Source organism: Vannielia sp. SX4 (assembly GCF_052828525.1).
In genome coordinates this window covers 333,506-350,062 of record NZ_CM128247.1, presented here as the reverse complement: position 1 = coordinate 350,062, position 16,557 = coordinate 333,506, and the positions used below count along the sequence as shown (strand labels likewise).

Annotated in this window: 14 protein-coding genes; 3 read left to right on the top strand and 11 right to left on the bottom strand. The window is 61.2% G+C overall.

Features of this window, described 5'->3' with window-relative positions; genetic code table 11:
- The first annotated feature begins 56 nt into the window (after positions 1-56).
- From ACUXVX_RS01760 to ACUXVX_RS01750, 3 genes are all read left to right on the top strand, one after another.
- Positions 57-722: a Tim44/TimA family putative adaptor protein gene (locus tag ACUXVX_RS01760; protein ID WP_446310104.1), complete on the top strand. Its 666-nt coding sequence runs from the start codon at positions 57-59 to the stop codon at positions 720-722.
- 117 nt (positions 723-839) lie between these two features.
- Positions 840-1,628 (top strand): MltA domain-containing protein, encoded by a 789-nt coding sequence (locus ACUXVX_RS01755; protein WP_446310103.1) that lies wholly within the window; start codon positions 840-842, stop codon positions 1,626-1,628.
- On the top strand, positions 1,625-2,197 hold the full coding sequence (locus ACUXVX_RS01750) for a Smr/MutS family protein (protein ID WP_446310102.1): 573 nt from the start codon (positions 1,625-1,627) through the stop codon (positions 2,195-2,197). The genes ACUXVX_RS01755 and ACUXVX_RS01750 overlap by 4 nt, the downstream gene beginning before the upstream one ends.
- Here the strand turns inward: ACUXVX_RS01750 and ACUXVX_RS01745 are convergent.
- From ACUXVX_RS01745 to tsaE, 11 genes are all read right to left on the bottom strand, one after another.
- Positions 2,180-3,403 carry an MFS transporter gene (locus tag ACUXVX_RS01745; RefSeq protein ID WP_446310101.1) on the bottom strand — a complete coding sequence of 408 codons (1,224 nt, stop codon included), beginning with the start codon at positions 3,401-3,403 and terminating at the stop codon, positions 2,180-2,182. The two genes, ACUXVX_RS01750 and ACUXVX_RS01745, sit on opposite strands and share 18 nt — an antisense overlap.
- Before the next feature lie 39 nt (positions 3,404-3,442).
- Entirely contained in the window at positions 3,443-4,291 is an 849-nt protein-coding gene (locus ACUXVX_RS01740) for an alpha/beta hydrolase (protein WP_446310100.1), read from the bottom strand.
- Between the two features lie 302 nt (positions 4,292-4,593).
- Positions 4,594-5,904, bottom strand: coding sequence for an ATP-dependent protease ATPase subunit HslU (gene hslU / locus ACUXVX_RS01735; RefSeq protein ID WP_446310099.1), 1,311 nt, complete (start codon positions 5,902-5,904; stop codon positions 4,594-4,596).
- Positions 5,901-7,001 carry a hypothetical protein gene (locus ACUXVX_RS01730; protein ID WP_446310098.1) on the bottom strand — a complete coding sequence of 367 codons (1,101 nt, stop codon included), beginning with the start codon at positions 6,999-7,001 and terminating at the stop codon, positions 5,901-5,903. The genes hslU and ACUXVX_RS01730 overlap by 4 nt, the downstream gene beginning before the upstream one ends.
- Positions 6,998-7,555: an ATP-dependent protease subunit HslV gene (gene hslV, locus ACUXVX_RS01725; protein ID WP_446310097.1), complete on the bottom strand. Its 558-nt coding sequence runs from the start codon at positions 7,553-7,555 to the stop codon at positions 6,998-7,000. The genes ACUXVX_RS01730 and hslV overlap by 4 nt, the downstream gene beginning before the upstream one ends.
- Positions 7,556-7,655: 100 nt before the next feature.
- Positions 7,656-7,976, bottom strand: a complete 321-nt coding sequence (trxA, locus tag ACUXVX_RS01720; RefSeq protein WP_222471359.1) for a thioredoxin — start codon at positions 7,974-7,976, stop codon at positions 7,656-7,658.
- Between the two features lie 60 nt (positions 7,977-8,036).
- Complete coding sequence (gene addA / locus ACUXVX_RS01715) at positions 8,037-11,387, bottom strand: double-strand break repair helicase AddA (RefSeq protein WP_446310096.1); 3,351 nt, start codon at positions 11,385-11,387, stop codon at positions 8,037-8,039.
- Positions 11,384-14,371, bottom strand: a complete 2,988-nt coding sequence (addB, locus tag ACUXVX_RS01710; RefSeq protein ID WP_446310095.1) for a double-strand break repair protein AddB — start codon at positions 14,369-14,371, stop codon at positions 11,384-11,386. The genes addA and addB overlap by 4 nt, the downstream gene beginning before the upstream one ends.
- A complete protein-coding gene (locus ACUXVX_RS01705) occupies positions 14,364-15,047 on the bottom strand; it encodes a nucleotidyltransferase family protein (RefSeq protein ID WP_446310094.1) in 684 nt (227 codons plus the stop codon). Before ACUXVX_RS01705 ends, addB begins: the two co-directional genes overlap by 8 nt.
- Positions 15,044-16,030, bottom strand: coding sequence for an aminoglycoside phosphotransferase family protein (locus tag ACUXVX_RS01700; RefSeq protein ID WP_446310093.1), 987 nt, complete (start codon positions 16,028-16,030; stop codon positions 15,044-15,046). The genes ACUXVX_RS01705 and ACUXVX_RS01700 overlap by 4 nt, the downstream gene beginning before the upstream one ends.
- Entirely contained in the window at positions 16,027-16,542 is a 516-nt protein-coding gene (tsaE, locus tag ACUXVX_RS01695) for a tRNA (adenosine(37)-N6)-threonylcarbamoyltransferase complex ATPase subunit type 1 TsaE (RefSeq protein ID WP_446310092.1), read from the bottom strand. Before tsaE ends, ACUXVX_RS01700 begins: the two co-directional genes overlap by 4 nt.
- Between the last annotated feature and the right edge of the window lie 15 nt (positions 16,543-16,557).

Genomic DNA, 16,557 nt, shown 5'->3' with positions numbered 1-16,557 from the left:
GAAAGCCTACATATGTTCGGAACGCTCCAATTGCCACTTTTGTGCCCGAGGCCCCAATGAATGTTGCCGTGATCCAGCTCCTTGTGCTCGCCGGCGTCGCGATCTTCCTGATCCTGCGCCTGCGCTCTGTGCTGGGCACCCGCGAGGGGTTTGAAAAGCCACAGGCGCCGGTCCCGGAGGCAAGCCGTAGCCGCGACAATGGCCGCCGCGAGTTCGAGGTTATTGAGGGTGGTGTGGATCGGGACATCGCCGACCACGTCGAGGAAGGTCCTTCAGCGGACGCACTCGCACGCATGAAGAGCGTCGAGCTGGGTTTCTCAGTTGGTGAGTTTCTTCAGGGCGCCCGCGGAGCCTACGAGATGATCCTCATGGCATTCGAACGCGGTGATCTGGACAGTGTAGAGCCCTTCCTTGGCGAAGATGTCATGGAAAGCTTCAATGAAGTCGTGAAGATGCGGGCCGAAAACGGTGTAACCGTAGATGCGAGCTTCATCGGCGTCCGCGAAGTGACCCTAAAGGAAGCTAGCTTTGATGAGGCAAACAGCGAGGCCGAGATCACGGTTCGCTTTATCGGTGAGCTGACAAGCGTGGTTCGCGATGCAGGCGGAGACATTGTCGAGGGCGATCCGAACGCAGTGAAGCGCCAGCGCGATATCTGGACATTTGCGCGGCAGATGGGCACCGGTGACCCGAACTGGAAACTGGTCGCGACCGGCGAGTAAGGCACGTTGGCCCGGATAGAGCTCGCCAACCTTCCCGGCTGGGCCGGGGATGACCACGAGGCAGCACTCCGGACCTTTCTGACAACCGCAACTCCCGAAGACCCTGCGCATGGGGTCATGCCCGGCGCGGCAAGGGAGCACCTCGAGACCCACTTCCAAGCCAAATTGCTGGCAGAAGGCGCGGTACTTACGGGCTATTTCGAGCCAGTATATTGCGGCGCAGTGGAACGAAGTGAAAGATATCCGGCACCTGTCTACGCCGTACCTGAAGGTTGGCAGACCGGGCAATCTTTCGCCTCGCGTGCTGAAATCGTCGAGAAGGACCTGTTGGCCGGCCGTGAACTGGCCTGGCTAGCCTCCCCGCTGGATGCATTTCTCCTACAGGTACAGGGGTCCGGCCGCATTGCCCTGCCAGATGGGTCGGAGCTCCGGCTCGGTTTTGCCGGAAAGAACGGTCATCCCTATGTGTCCCTCGGCCGACTGCTGCTGGAGCGCGGTGAACTTTCGCCCAAAGATGTTTCCATGCAGGCCCTTCGTGCCTGGTATGACGCCAACCCGGAAGAGGGTGCGAAGGCCCTCCTCGAAAACCCCAGCTTCGTCTTCTTCAAGCCACTGGAAATCGCACCAGAACTTGGCCCAATCGGCACATCGGGCGTTCCGTTGACACCGCAGCGAAGCATCGCGGTTGACCCAGCGTCCACCGCCCTCGGCAGCCTGATCTACCTCGACATCTCGGATGCTGACACGCCGTCTCGGCTATGCGTAGCCCAAGACACAGGCGGGGCAATCAAGGGGCCGGGTCGGACAGACCTGTTCTGTGGTACCGGCGATACCGCCGGTGAGCAGGCCGGAAAGCTATTTACCACAATCCGCTCCTACCAACTCGTGGCGCGAGCTGGCGTATGACCGGGAAGACTCCAAAGCGTCTTTCAGCCGAGGACGAGGCGCTCTGGCGCAAGGTCGTCGAAAATGCCACGCCAATGGCCAAGAACCGGCCCAAGCTCAAGCCGGTCGATAAACCGCAACATGAGTACGAGCCGCGCTCTGAGTTCACACCGCGGGCCTTTTCGGTGGGCGAGCGAGCGCAGCCTCGCCACCAAATCCAAAATACAGCGCCGCCACCGCCCGCAATGGATCGGAAGGCCTTCAACCGAATGAAGCGCGGCAAGTTGAAGCCCGAAGGCCGGATAGACCTGCACGGCATGACACTTGCCGAAGCACAGCCACGATTGATGAAGTTCATCCATTCCGCGCATGCGGACGGCAAGCGGTTGGTCCTCGTCATCACCGGCAAGGGCAGAACCAAACCAGACGATGAAGGCCCTATCCCGTCGCGCCCCGGAGTCCTCCGGCGCCAAGTACCAGACTGGCTCACCCGCCCACCCTTGGCATCGCTGGTGCTTGAGGTCACACCGGCCAACCTGAGGCACGGCGGAGATGGTGCCTTCTACGTCTACCTACGCCGCACCCGGTAGCCGCCGCTGCGCCGCGGCCACGCCGGCCGAAATGCTCAATGCCGCAAGGCAGAAGTACACCGAGATCCACGGCAGCTGGTCTTCAAACGTCAGCCCGGTATCAATCATCCAACCCGTGATACCCGGACCGATGGCTGAGCCGAACACCATGATTGCGCCCGCCATCGCCTTGATGGAGCCGATGTGCCGGGTGCCAAAAAATTCTGCCCAATAGGAGCCGGGTAGCGTCGCCTGCGCACCGGTGCCTATGCCAAATACTGCGAGGCCCAGTGCCGCCATCACGAGGCCCTCTGCTTGCCAGAGGATGAAGAAGCCGATTGCAAAGGGCAGCATGTAGAACACCATCAGCCGCGCCGTCCCGAACCGGTCGATCAAGGCACCGGATGCGAAGGTTGCAGCGATGGATACCGCCGTGAAAACAGGCATGAGCGCCAGATAATCGACCAACGCCCACCCCTTCACAGTCGCGAAGTGGACCTGCTGGAAAAAGAGGGCGGTGCCCCAAGCTGGAGGCCCGAGTAACAGCGGAACGGAGAACCAGAACAGTGGATGTCGCAATAATTCGCCCCGCGTCCAATGCCGGTTGTCCATCCCCGCAGATGGGGTGGCATCGGCTGCGGCTTGTGGCGTCCGCTCTGCGCGCAAGAGCCGGGCGAGGACTGGAAGCGCCCCCAGAACCACGACTGCAGCGCCCACCCAAAGCCAGCGCCAGCTGAACCAGACCAACCCGGCCGCAAAAACCACCGGCAACACGGCCTGACCTAAAGCGAAACCCATTGAAGAGATGGATAGGGCAAGACCTCGCCGTCCAACGAACCATCGGGCCATTGCGACGATAGACAGGTGAGAGAACAGCCCTTGGCCGCACAGGCGCAGCGCGAATATCACGAAAACCAGTGCTACCGGCCCGGCCAAGAGCGCCATCCCAAGACAGGCCAGCGAAAGCCCGGGACCAACGACATTCGCCAGCGCACGCACCCGGTAGCGGTCCGTCAACGCGCCGGCCCAAACCATCGTAATGGCAGAAATCGTGGTGCCGACCGTGTAAATCAGGCCCCATTCACCGTCCGACAGGCTGAAACTCTCCATGATCTCGCCAGCGAAGATCGAGATGAAGAACGTCTGACCAAAAGATGAGGTAAAGGATAGCAGGGCTCCGGCCAGCAGGAACGGGGCGTTACCACGCAGGAAGCTGAGCAAACCCATGCCGCCGTTATCGCCCCGGCCCTCAGCAATGAAAAGCGCTCAGTTCCCTGCGATGGCCGTCACCGGAGAAAGGATGATCGAGGTCGCGCTTTGAACAGTAAGGATCGTGCCGGGCAACAAGCCGGCCCGCCCCGCATTGTCGCGGCCAAACGCGGCGTCGACGGCCGTGATCTGGCCCAAGATCTTAAGCAAAGCCGGATTCTCGGCGGCCGCGAAATGATCCAAGCCACCTGTCCCGAAGTTGGAAACATCAATCAAGGTCACGTCGAGGTCTGCCACCTCCTCAACATCCTTCAGGTTGCCAAGCCGCGCTGGCAGGCCGGTGAGCCGGGCCGACAAGCGCAGAGCCTTGTCGCGGCTGGATGTGAAGATGACGAAGGGTTCGGGCAAATCGCCGATCCGGGTCGCCTGAGAGCGGAAGAGATCCACGTCCAAATCGGGTGACATGAGCACAACGCCATTGAGCTTCGGCATCACCTGCCGGTCGTTCCGAATGGCCATCTGGCGCAAGGTTTCCATCACCAGAAGCGAGCCCATGGAATGACCCACAATAGTGATCGTCCGCGCGCCAGACCTTGAAACTTCCGTCAAAAAATCCTCGAGCCCGTCCCGGGCATAAAGCGCGCTGTCCCGGTCGTAAGCATAGGCAAGAGGGTTCTCCGCGGATGGCCACGTGTAACTGACTGGCAGATCATCAATTTTCAGGTCATGGGTAAGCTGCGCGAGGCGAAAGACGGCGTCTCCGATCGTGTTGTTGTAGCCATGGACATACACGATGACGTTTCCTCTGGCCGCCGGCTTCGCCTTCAATGCCTCACGGACCGCACCCTGAAAGACCTGAGGTGTGGCAAACCTGCTTGCAGACGTGGCGACGAAATCGCGCTGCACATCCGGGCCCTTACGACGGGCGGTGCGTACATCGCCCGGGTTGCGGAGCGGCGGCACGGACACATCATAGGCCAAATAGCCCAAAGGACCGCGATCAGTGTACCTCACCACCTTCTTGTTCGGGTCACGTAACCGGGTGCTCCCAACAAAGATCTTGTAGGACGTCCCCACCCCAACCGCACTCGGCACAACAACCAGAGTCGCTCGCGGCGCACAGGCCGTGAGAAGCAGGGATATCAGGAGAAGCCGCGCAAACCTCGTCATGGGTCAACGTTAGCGCGGCCCCACCAAGCGCACCATCGCTATAGAACGTAGCGCGACAAATCGGTCGATCGGGCCAGCTCGCCAAGGTTCTCCTCGACGTATTCCGCATCGATCTGCACGGCTTCTCCGGATTTGTCGGGCGCAACAAACGAAAGTTCCTCGAAGACACGCTCGATCACCGTGTAGAGCCGGCGCGCGCCGATATTCTCGACACTCTGGTTCACCTCGGCGGCGATCCGGGCCAGCGCCGAGATACCGTCATCCGTGAAGCTGACATCCACACCCTCGGTCTTCATCAACTCGGTGTACTGCCGGGTCAGCGCGTTGTCTGTTTCCGTAAGGATTCGAACGAAATCTTCTTCGGTCAGCGCTCTCAGCTCCACACGAATGGGGAGCCGCCCTTGAAGCTCTGGCAACAGGTCGGACGGCTTGGCAATATGGAATGCCCCGGACGCGATGAAGAGGATGTGGTCGGTCTTCACCGGGCCATGCTTGGTGCTGACAGTTGTGCCTTCGATGAGCGGAAGCAGGTCGCGTTGAACGCCTTCGCGGCTCACATCACCGCCTCGGGTTTCAGCACGGGCGCACACCTTGTCGATCTCATCGATGAAAACGATGCCGTTTTCCTGCACCGACTCCAGAGCCGCGGTCTTCACGGTTTCGTCGTCGAGGAGCTTGTCGGCCTCTTCACCAATGAGGATGTCATAACTCTCGGCCACCGTCATCTTACGGCGGGTCGTGCGACCCCCAAACGCCTTGCCGAACAGGTCCTGCAAGTTCCCCATCCCCTGCATTCCGCCGCCGGGCTGGCCCGGGATTTCGAACATCGGCATTGAGGGGGTGGGCTCTGCAATATCCAGCTCAATCACGGTGTCGTCGAGCGCGCCGCTGCGGAGCTTCTCGCGGAACATCTCCAGCGTCTTGCCCCGCGCGTCCTCGCCGGCAATGGCCCGCAGCACCCGCTCTTCAGACCCTTCGCGGGCCTTGGCTTTTACGTCCTCCCGCATCAACTCGCGGGTCTGAGCAATGGAGGCATCAACGAGATCGCGGATGATCTGCTCAACGTCCCGGCCAACATAGCCAACCTCGGTGAACTTGGTCGCCTCGACCTTGATAAAGGGCGCCCGCGCCAGTTTGGCGAGGCGACGGCTGATCTCGGTCTTGCCGACGCCGGTAGGGCCAATCATCAGAATGTTCTTCGGATAGACCTCGTCACGGATATCATCGGCCAGCTGTTTGCGCCGCCAACGGTTGCGCAGCGCTACGGCGACGGCACGCTTGGCGTCCTTCTGGCCAATGATGAAGCGATCAAGCTCCGAAACGATTTCGCGGGGTGTCAGATCAGTCATGCAGAAAACTCTCTCGGCCGCGTCCAGGGCGGCAGTCTGTCTTTTCCGGGGAAGCCAGGCATCACGGCCATGATCCCGCCACGGATGCTCTCCCAGAACGCACCAAGCGCAACGAGGAAAACGCCGAGAAGCAGGATGAAGGCCCAGGTCTGGCCCTCAGCCACGATTGCGGTGAGTGCCACCACATAGCCGATGCCCGATATGAGGAAGGAGCGACGATCAATCACGATGGCGAAGACCGCCATCAACACAAGAAAGCCGCTGAGGATGAGGTAGGCCCCAGCTCCACCTTGCTGGAACAGCGTGAAGGCAACCGTGTTCACGATAGCCGGGGCAGAGATTACGTGGAGCCAGAACGCTTGAGAGGCGCGGCGTGTCACCCGGTGCGGGTCAGACACATCAAACCTCAGCGCCAAGGCTAGCCCAAGCAAGCCCAGCGCAAGCGTTACCCACGAAAAGGCGGAGTTGGCGGACAGCAGGAACACATCGCGCAAGCTATTCAGTTCCGGGCCGTTTAGCGCGGTAAGCCCGAAGCAGGTAGCATAGAAGCCCAGCGCAATGAGCAGCATCGCAAAGGGCACGCGAAATGCGAGCCAATAGACGATCAGTGCCAGTGTCGCCAACGCCAACATGATCACGGTTCGCACGTCATTGAAGCCGGTGATCTTCGGGATGCCGTTATCAGGGACCATCCAATAGCTCACCGCCCAGCCTGCTTGCACGGCGGAGAAGGCAAACATGATCGCCAGAGCGATTGAAGGCGCAACCATCCTCCGCCGGCGCGTGAAGTAAAGCGCCAATCCGGCGAGCGCAGCCATCCCGGCCATCCCGCAAAGCAGGAGTGAGACCATGCTGCTGCTGGCCAGATAGGTGGAAATGCCGGTCAATCCTGTCCATCCGGCGTAGAGGATGGTCAGCCCGACGACGATGAATATCTCGTTGAAGCCTTTGAACAGCTCGAATGGTTCATCAAGGCCCCCGAGATTTTCACGCGCGCCGCGACGCGCTTCGGACAACGCAACAATGGCCGATGCTTGCGCCTCGCTGATCTTGCCGGCACCCACGGCGGCCCGGATGTCATCACGGGTGATGCTCATCCGCCGATCTTCTCCACGGTCAGGTTGCCATTGGTGTAAACGCAGATGTCGGCCGCAATGCCCATTGCCTTGCGCGCGATCGTCTCGGCATCAAAATCCTGATCAATCAGCCCGCGGGCCGCTGCCAGCGCGTAATTGCCACCTGAGCCGATGGCCGCAATGCCGTGTTCCGGCTCCAGAACATCACCGGCGCCAGTGATCACCAGAAGCTCCTTGCCGTCGGTCACAATGAGCATGGCTTCGAGTTTTTGCAGGTACTTGTCAGTGCGCCAGTCTTTCGCCAGCTCTACCGAGGCCCGCGCGAGCTGACCGGGCGTGGCTTCCAGCTTCTTTTCCAGACGTTCCAGTAGAGTGAAGGCATCAGCCGTTGACCCGGCAAAGCCACAAACCACCTCGTGCCCACCGGGCGAGATACGGCGGACCTTGCGGGCAGAGCCCTTGATCACCGTCTGGCCAAGGCTCACCTGCCCGTCACCGGCCACCACCACCTCGTCGCCCTTGCGGACACCGATGATCGTAGTGCCATGCCAACCGGGAAATTCGCTCTCGCTCATGCCGCTCTCCGTTTCGTTCTTGGGGTATATGGCCATGCCACCCGGCGCCCGCAAGAAAAAGGGGCGCCGAAGCGCCCCGATCCATGCGGTGAGACTATGCTCAGATGGACTCGGTGATCCAGCCGTGCAGCGCGGCCTTGGGCGCAGCGCCGGTCTTGTTCGACACCACCTGACCGTCCTTGAACAGGAACAGTGCCGGGATACCACGCACGCCCATCTGGGCCGGGGAGTTGGGGTTTTCGTCGACGTTGACCTTGACGATCTTCACCTTGCCGTCGAGCTCTTCGGAAAGCTCTTCGAGTGCCGGGCCGATCTGCTTACAGGGGCCACACCACTCCGCCCAGAAGTCCACCACTACGGGGATATCGGCTTCCTTCACCTCGGTGTCGAAGGTGTCATCGGTCACGGCAACGGTCGCCATCTCGGCTCTCCTGATGTTTTGCGGTTCGGGTTGGGAAGGTAGGGTTGCGGTTTGGGCAGGTCAAGCAGATGCGGTAGCTTTGAGCGCATTCGTCACAAGGTCGTGTGGAAGAACGTCGAGCCGGGGGATCTTCGTCCAGAGAAGTGCCGTTTGAACTTGGTGATCGGAGTAGATCTGAGTGAGCGCCGAGGCATATGCGCCCATCTGGGCGAGCAGGCCCGAGGGAATTTCTTCGATCCGTTCCGGCACCACCTGATTGGACTTGTAGTCAATGGCGGTGACGGTGCTTTCGGTGACAACTAGCCTGTCAATTATGCCCTGCATCGGTTCTCCGCCTCTCTCGAGGAGGTGGGCTGTAATGGGCACCTCAACGAGCGCGTCGCCTTCGAACAACTTACTCAGTTCGGGCGCCTGCAGTACTGCCAATGCCTCTGCAATCACATCGGGCGCAGTGCTAGGCGCAAACGCCTCCAGCAAGGCGCTGGCCTGCACTTCGCGATCGGACGCCCCAAATCTGGGGAGGTGCTCCAGTAACAGGTGCAAAGCCGTCCCTCGATCCAGCGCATCCGGGTTGCCAACACCTTCAGCGGGCAAAGTTTTGGGGCCTGGTAGCCCTGACGGGGAGAGCACTTGGGGTGGCCGCGGCAGAATTGCGGGATGGGCCAGTGCGATGTCGGGCAGAATGACTTGCGCCGCGCTGGTGTCCGTCGTTTCAGTCACGCCCTCCTCATCCGGCCGCGCGTTCTCGTAGCGCTTACCCCCTCCGAACGGGAACAAGTGCGTTACGGCCCCAACCTGCTCAAATGCGCCTTCGGTGCGGCGATACCAATTTTCCTTGTCTTCCTTCGCGGTTCCCGCGCCGCAAACGATCAGCCATTTCTCCGCGCGGGTCATCGCAACGTACTGCAACCGCAGTCGCTCTTCTTCCTGCCGCTCCTTCAACGCGGCCAGCGGCTCCAGCAGAAGCTCCGGGGTATCCGGCTTTGAGGGCTTCCATAGCGGAGGCAGTCCCTCGAGCATCACGGCACCATCTTCGCGTGGCGGTTGGCGGTCTCCGCTTTCGGCAAGAAATACAATCGGCGCCTCCAACCCTTTGGAGCCATGTACGGTCATCACCCGGATCGCCCGTCCGCCGCTCTCCTGACCGCGCTTGATGTCAATCTCACTAGCTTCCATCCAAGCGAGAAAGCCGGTCAGGCTCGGCGTTTCGGCCTGCTCGTAGGACAGCGCGGTTGCGAGGAGCAAATCTATCGACTCCTCGGCTTCTGCACCCAGTCGCGTAATCAAGCGTGCACGGCCTTCGTGCTGGGTAAGAATGCGCTCAAGCAACTCATAAGGGCGGAGAAAGCCAGCCTGATCGCGCAGGTCGCGCAAGAACGTCAGCGCAGGATCCGCTGCTTCGTAGTTACGGAGGGCCTCCCACAGCCGGCCTTCCCGCGGCTGTGCCAAGCGGTAGATCGCGTCTTCATCCCAATCAAACAGTGGCGAGCGGAGCGCCGCAGCGAGGGACAGGTCGTCATCGGGCGTGTCGAGAAAGGACAGTAACGCCAGCAAGTCTTTCACCGCCATGGCATCGGCAAGGCGCACCCTGTCGGCCCCCGCCACCTCAAGTCCCTCGGCCTTGCAGGCGCGGATCACCTCATGGAAGATCAGGCTCCGGCTCTGAACCAATATGAGAACGTCGCCATCCGTGATGCGCCGTGGCCGAAACTCACCATCGACGTAGTCAAAAAGTCTCTCTTCCGCCTGCATTCGCAAAATTTCCTTCGCGATGCGCTGCGCAAGCTGCACCTGAGGATCGTCTGCACTGACCATGTCGACCGGGTCGAACCACGGGGTTTCGTCCTCGGCCTTCTCCGGCTTTGGGATGAATGGCCAAAGATCCACCCGTCCGGGCATCTCGGAGTGGAAGGCGATGTGGTTCAAGGCACCCCCCATCGCGCGCGCCTCATCAGGGAAGGCTGCGTCGACCACCCGCAGAATGGGGGCAGCTGAACGGAAGGAGTATTGCAACTCCATCCGCTGTGGCGCGGCGCCGGATGTTCCCAACCTCTCGGAGAACGTGTCTGCCATACGTTCGAACCCGTCAGGATCGGCACCCTGAAAGCCATAGATCGACTGCTTCTTGTCCCCCACGACAAAAATCGTCCGTTCCCCGGCCTCCCGGCGGCCACTGCCTGACGTGATCTCGCGAGAGATCAGATCGATCACCTCCCACTGCGCCGGGCTGGTATCTTGGGCCTCATCCACGAGGATGTGGTCAATCCCACCATCGAGCCGGAACAGCACCCAATCGGCCACGCCGTCATTGGTCAGCAAATCTCGGGTCTTGAAGATCAGATCGTCAAAATCCAGCTCGCCCCGCGCTGCTTTTGCGGCCTCGTAGGCAGGGAGGAAGGCCCCAGCGAACTGGTGCAAGGCATCAGATCGCCTTGCTAAACGGAGTTGCTTTGCGCGATCATATGCATCGGCGACCCGCGCCATCAGGTTTTCGAGTTGGGCCAGCAACTCAGATGGCATCGCTTCACGTGTGGCTTTCGTGGGAAAGCTCCCGATCCGTGGCTGACCCGCGGACTTTCCGGACTGACCTACAAACCGTTTGTCGAGTATCGCAAGGGCAGCCAGTTGATCTTCTGGAAGCTCCGCCAGTTCGCTGGCGGCTTTTGCATCGGTTGTGCTGCCCGCGGCGAGATAGGGCAAGACCGACGCGACAAGGCTTCTCTCGTTTCCAAGGAAGACCTCAGCGATCAAGGTCGCTTCATCGTACCCCTCCGGAAGGCCCACTGCAGCCGAAATAGTCTCGAAACTGCTGAGGCTTCCAAAGGCGTTCCTCTGTCCGGCCAACTTAGCGCAAAACCCTTCGACCTCGAGTCCTGAGAACAGGGAGGCAAAGGTATCGAAGACAGCTGGCTCATCCTCTGCGACCTTGTCCAACGCTTCCTGCAATCGCGCCTTGGCGCTGACGTCATCGAGTTCCACAAAACCCGGGGGCACGCCTGCTTCCAGCGGGAACCGGCGCAGGATGGCGGAGCAGAACGAATGGATCGTTTGGATCTTCAGGCCACCTGGCGTTTCGATCGCCCGCGCAAAGAGTCGACGGGCTTTGGCAAGCCGGTTCGCATCCGACGTGTCCTCCCCGACCGTCGAAAGAGCATCGGCAAGCTCCCTGTCCGTGAGCATCGACCACTCGCCCAACCGTGAGAACAGCCGGTTCTGCATCTCAGCGGCGGCGGCCTTGGTGAAGGTGAGGCACAGTATGTTCTGCGGCGGGACATCGCGGAGAAGAAGCCGCGCCACCCGGTCGGTCAGCACGCGCGTCTTGCCGGAGCCGGCGTTGGCCGACAGCCACGTGGATAGCTCCGGTTGCGCGGCCTTGATCTGAGCGGCGGTGGCTTCGTTCGGCGCGGTCATTGGCCCACCAGTATCGTTTCAGGCGCGGCAGTTACGTCCCACTCCCCAAATCGCGAAAGGTGATCGTAGTCGCTTGCGTAAATAAGGAACTGCGGCGCGCGCCGTGCCGAATAACCCTTGGAGGGGTCTTCATAGGTTCGGATCAAGGCAGCGAGGTGTTGCAGCATCGCATCCGGGCGCCATACGCCCTCGATCTCCAGCGGTTCGTCCCGCGAATTGGCCGGGTTGCCGATTGAGATGTATCCCACCCGCGCGGCCCGCTGCGCGCCGAGTTGTTTGAAGCCACCTGCCTCGGCAATGGCCGCCTCGAGCAGTAGCTGCTTGTCGAAGGCTTCAACCTCCTTTTCGGACGGCGGCTTGGTCGACGTCTTGTAATCGAGCACTGCGCAACCGCCAGCTTCAAGTCGGTCGATCCGGTCCGGTTTTGCCGACACCCTAAAATCGACGCCTCTCAGTTGAACAGTGCCGATTTCCTCAACAATGATTGGCATCCCGCTCGCTTGGAGTGCTGCTTCAACCCGGACCAACCCCGGTGCGGAAGAGGCCAGGCGGCCCAACCAGAGCCGTCTAGTGGCGGGCCAGGGCACGTGTGTCGCAACGACTTTTGCCGCAACCTCCATGAAGGCTTCAGCTGTCCTCTCTGGTGGATCGGTGAAATCGAAACCGTCTTTCAGGCACTGCTCCATCACCGCATGAAGCACCGTTCCACGCATCGCGGCATCCGGTTGCGGTGCTCTCGGGCCGAGTCTCCTCAGCTTGAGGACGTTCTTTGCATAGACCGCGTAGGGATCCCGGATCAGGGTGGACACAGCGGTTACAAAGAGCGCCTTGGGTCGAGCTTCGGCTGGCGGAGCTGGCGCGGGCCGGGGCGCGGGCAGAGCGGAGATCGGGTTATCGGAGTGCACCGCCAAGGCAGACGAAATGGCTACCAGCCGGTCTCCCCGTGCGCGCATCTCCTTGAGGCAGGTATCACCAGCTTCACCCAGGCCCGAAAGCAGGTTTGTCAGGCGGTTCAGCCAGCGGGAAGGCACGGTTTCGGTATCGGCACTTTGTGCACTGCGGCTGAGGATAACTTCGCGCGCGCCCATCGCCTGCTGGTAGTCATGAGCGGCAAGCCCGACGCGCCGCTCCGGCAGCAGCATCCCGGCATCGCGCCGCATCGCGCGGTTCATCCACGGATCGTGCGGCAAGGCCGCCGGCCAAGTCCCTTCGTTCAACCCTGCAAGAATGGACAGATCGACAGTCCGGGTTCTCGCTTCAATCGTGCCCCAGATGGAGACCAGAGGATGTGCAATTGGCGCTTCCCGCACTTCGCCGCTGGAGAGAACAGATCTGATGATGCCGAGATACTGCACATTATCGACAGCTCCGCCGAACGGCGCCGCCATGCGCAGCTCATCTACTGCAGCACCAGCGGCTTCCCCGGGTTTCTCCGCCCAGAGTTGCCCAGACCCGCTGGAATCCAGTCCCGCGGTGATGGCTTCCGCCAAGTCGATGTGTCGTTCAAGTCGGGCCTCCAGAGGTTCGCCACCTGTGTTGGGCAAATTCTCCAGCACGCTGCCTAGCCAACCAACCCAATCCTTCGCTTCTTCCGTTGCCTTCCAACTGACCAACCAATCTTGCAATACCGCCGCATCAACGCGCGGCACGCCCTTGCGCCTTGCCCAAGTTTCAAAGCGTCCAAGGTTCAGCAGGTGAGGGCCGCGCATGCTCGCGCTCGAAGCCGTAAGCGGATGCTTCAGGAGCGACAGCGCGGATGCGAGTTCCAACGGGCGCCCAAACAGCGCAGCTGTCTCGATCAAAAATCGCCCCGGCGGGCTTTGGTGGAGGGGCACACCAGCGGAATCGTCCGGTACGATGCCCCAGCGAGACAGAGCAGCTGTGACCTGCCGTGCCAATGTTCGGTCGGGTGTAATAAGCGCCGTCGTCTTGTTGGCCTCAACAGCCTCCCGGATGGCGAATGCGATTGCTGCGGCTTCATGGCGTGGAGTTCGCGCTGTAATAAGCGAGAGCCCATCCGTAGCCGCTGACAGATCTTCGGCAAGCTTCGGTCCGTCACTGAGCCATTGGTCAGTCACAGGAGCCGGCCGGAGCGACAGCGAAACCAGCCTGTTGCGCGAATGCGTGTCGGGCTTGGTATCGGTCCAAGGGGCAATGTCGTCTGGAGCGACGCCCAGGCGTTTGGCGAGGGCTGCAAAGCGAAACTGCGGATGGTCTTCTTCCGGCACTCTGTCGGGGTTATTGCAGGACGCTGTTAGGTTGCGCCAGACCTCCTGAGGCGTGTCCGTGTCCACCCCTGGCAACACCACCGCGCCTTGAGGTAAGCGGGCCACGGCTTCCATCAGCAGCCGCGTCGTGCCCCGTGATCCTGTGGAACCCGCCACGATAATTGGATTCTGCGGCGGAGCAGCGTCCCACAGCGACAAAAGCGCCGACAAAGCATCTCTATTGAAAGCCGCTTGAGTGCGAAAAACGTCACTATCCTGCCCGGAAAGCACTGAAATGACCGAAAGGCTCCGTGCCCAGTGCGCCGAGTGATCGCCAACATCAAGGTCGGCAAGTGCCGCCGGGTCTACCCCCTCGTCGTCCATCTCATCAAGTAAGGCAGCCAGACTGTTCGCGAGGTCGAAAGCGGCGCTCTTTGGGGCAATGTCAGGCTGCAGGTCGATCAGCCGGGCCACGGCTTGCCGCAGTTGAAGGCGTAGCTGCAATGACGAAACGGCAGGCTTGAGGCCGGTAAGGTGGAGGCCACCTGCCAGGTCAGTTACCAGATGCACCCGCGGCATCAGTCGTGCCGGCCCAGCCGCGAACTGATCGAGAAGGTGTCGCTTCATCCGGGTCGTATTGACGAACAGCGTCACACGCCCCCATGCCTCCGGCGGCGCTTCCGCCATCCGTGCTTCAAGCCCTTCCAGCAGCGTCGCGCCAAAGTCTGCGCCGATCGGCGTGCCAAACAGGCGTGGCGCGGCTGAAGGCTCAAACATTCCCCGCCTCCGCCAACATTTCCTCAGCCACCGCAATCCCACCAGGGTGCCCCACGTCGCACCAGCCGCCCGGATGAGCCACGCCAAACAGGCGGCCTGCGGCCTGCATCTTGTTCCACAGCAGGTTCAGCGAGAACGCTGGTTCGGAAAACTCAGTAAGCCCATCAGGTTTGATGATCTGAGCACCGGAGTAAACGTAACCGTCACCCCTAGTCAGGCGACCGTCAGTGTCGATCGAGAAGTCACCGGTCCCGGAGTAACCCCGTGCGTTTTGCACCGGGACCAGCAGCAACAGAGCGTCCATCTCTTCTGGAAACCACGCGGCCCTCAGTGTCTCGAACGCATTGGGGCCTGCCCAAACTGCATCGGAATTGAGAGTAAATATGGGGCCGGGGCCAAGCCGTGGCAGCGCGTTTCGCAAACCACCGCCAGTGTCCAAAATCTCGGTTTCATGCACAATATCGACATTACGACCAGCGAGATGGTCTGCAATCTGCTCCCCCAGATAGTGAGCATTCACGACCACGCGTGACACGCACTCGGTCAATTCCAATGCATGATCGAGGAGCGGCTTTCCGGCAACTTCCACGAGTGGCTTGGGCCGGGTATCCGTGAGCGGACGCATCCGCGTGCCGAAGCCCGCCGCGAAGACCATGGCGGAGTTTGGCGCACTCATGTTGCCACGCGGCGAATTCGGTCCAGGCGCTCCACCGTCGGCTCTGGCAACGCATCGAGCACCGCATCTTTCAGGGTCGCGAGATCAGGATGAGTAAGATCGCGCATCAGATTGCGCCACGCGCGGGGCATGAGATCAAGGTATCCCGGCTTTGACAGAACAGTGCAAAGCCTTGTGAAGACGCCGAGAATTCGCAAGTTGCGCTGGGCTCCTTGCGCCGCAAGCGCCGCCCGAAACCTGCCTTCGTCACAGCCCGTTGAGTCCACATAGCACCGAACAGCGGCCTCCTGTGCGTCTGGGCCGACGTCTCGGCGTACGTCACCAAGCAGCGAGGCGAGATCATAAGCAGGGTGTCCGAGGAGCGCGTCCTGAAAATCCAGCAGTCCAACACGCGCTGTGCCCGCTCGTTCAGGCAACCAGATCAAGTTCTCGGCGTGATAGTCCCTATGAATCATCACTTGCGGCTGCATGTCTGTTTGGAAAAGTGCTTCCTCAAGCGCAGCCGTCAACTGGAGCCAGCCCTCATGAGTTACCGGTTCTCCGGCGGCGCGCGCATAGAACTCCGCCGCTGGGCCGATCATGACCGCCATTTCCTGCGGGCCATAAGAATGAAGGCCTTCCGGCGACGGCGCCCCGTGCAGTTTGACCAGCACCTCGGTCGCCGCAACATAAAGGTCCGTCTCAGCGGAAGGGTCATCGGAGGCAAGGCGGGCGATGAGCCGATCTCCGAAGTCTTCCATCAGAACTATCCCGCAGTCCGCGTCATCCGCGAAGATCACGGGTGCAGACAGGCCTTGTGCCGCAAGATGGCGGGCGACGGCGAGAAAAGCTTCAACGTTACCTTCCGGATCCACCATCAGCACAGCCCGTTCGCTCCCGCGAGTCAGCCGCTGATAACTCCGGGCGGAAGCATCGCCGGCCAGCGGAGCAGCTTCCGCGCCCGACCATCCGGCTTTGGTCAGAAAATCCTCGACTGCACTCATGCCGCCGCCTCAAGTGGTTCTGCCAGCCGCTGTGCCCAGCACTCCGGGCCCCTTATCACAAGACTGCGTGCATCTGGTGCGTCAGAATTGGAAAACTCCAGCCGTAGCGCCCCTTTAGGTGGCTCGGGTAAGCGATCCGGCCATTCGACGAGGCAGATGGCGTCTTCAAAGGCTGCAGAAAGCCCAAGCTCCTCCACCTCATCCGCACTCGACAGGCGGTAAAGGTCGGCATGCCAGATTTCGCCATCCGGTAGCGGGTAAGTCTGAATCAATGTGAAAGTGGGCGAAGGCACATCCTCAACCACACCGACCCGCTCCATCTGCCAGCGGATCAAGGCACGGGCGAAATGGCTCTTCCCAGCACCGACGGGGCCGGACAGAAGCAGCACATCACCGGCTCCCAGCACCGGTGCCACAGCGGCTGCAAGCCGGGCGGTATGCTCGGGAGAGGCGAGGTGCAAGGTGAGTGGGAACGAAGCAGCGCAGGTCATCGCGGCCAGACTATCCGCCATTCCGCGCAGGGCAAG

Excerpts from the sequence above, each read along its gene's own strand:
- ACUXVX_RS01760 (WP_446310104.1), top strand. The coding sequence starts at position 57 with ATGAATGTTGCCGTGATCCAGCTCCTTGTGCTCGCCGGCGTCGCGATC.
- ACUXVX_RS01700 (WP_446310093.1), bottom strand. The coding sequence starts at position 16,030 with ATGAGTGCAGTCGAGGATTTTCTGACCAAAGCCGGATGGTCGGGCGCG.
- tsaE (WP_446310092.1), bottom strand. The coding sequence starts at position 16,542 with ATGGCGGATAGTCTGGCCGCGATGACCTGCGCTGCTTCGTTCCCACTC.
- hslU (WP_446310099.1), bottom strand. The coding sequence starts at position 5,904 with ATGACTGATCTGACACCCCGCGAAATCGTTTCGGAGCTTGATCGCTTC.
- trxA (WP_222471359.1), bottom strand. The coding sequence starts at position 7,976 with ATGGCGACCGTTGCCGTGACCGATGACACCTTCGACACCGAGGTGAAG.
- ACUXVX_RS01730 (WP_446310098.1), bottom strand. The coding sequence starts at position 7,001 with ATGAGCATCACCCGTGATGACATCCGGGCCGCCGTGGGTGCCGGCAAG.
- ACUXVX_RS01755 (WP_446310103.1), top strand. The coding sequence starts at position 840 with ATGCCCGGCGCGGCAAGGGAGCACCTCGAGACCCACTTCCAAGCCAAA.
- addB (WP_446310095.1), bottom strand. The coding sequence starts at position 14,371 with ATGTTTGAGCCTTCAGCCGCGCCACGCCTGTTTGGCACGCCGATCGGC.
- addA (WP_446310096.1), bottom strand. The coding sequence starts at position 11,387 with ATGACCGCGCCGAACGAAGCCACCGCCGCTCAGATCAAGGCCGCGCAA.
- ACUXVX_RS01705 (WP_446310094.1), bottom strand. The coding sequence starts at position 15,047 with ATGAGTGCGCCAAACTCCGCCATGGTCTTCGCGGCGGGCTTCGGCACG.
- ACUXVX_RS01750 (WP_446310102.1), top strand. The coding sequence starts at position 1,625 with ATGACCGGGAAGACTCCAAAGCGTCTTTCAGCCGAGGACGAGGCGCTC.
- ACUXVX_RS01745 (WP_446310101.1), bottom strand. The coding sequence starts at position 3,403 with ATGGGTTTGCTCAGCTTCCTGCGTGGTAACGCCCCGTTCCTGCTGGCC.
- hslV (WP_446310097.1), bottom strand. The coding sequence starts at position 7,555 with ATGAGCGAGAGCGAATTTCCCGGTTGGCATGGCACTACGATCATCGGT.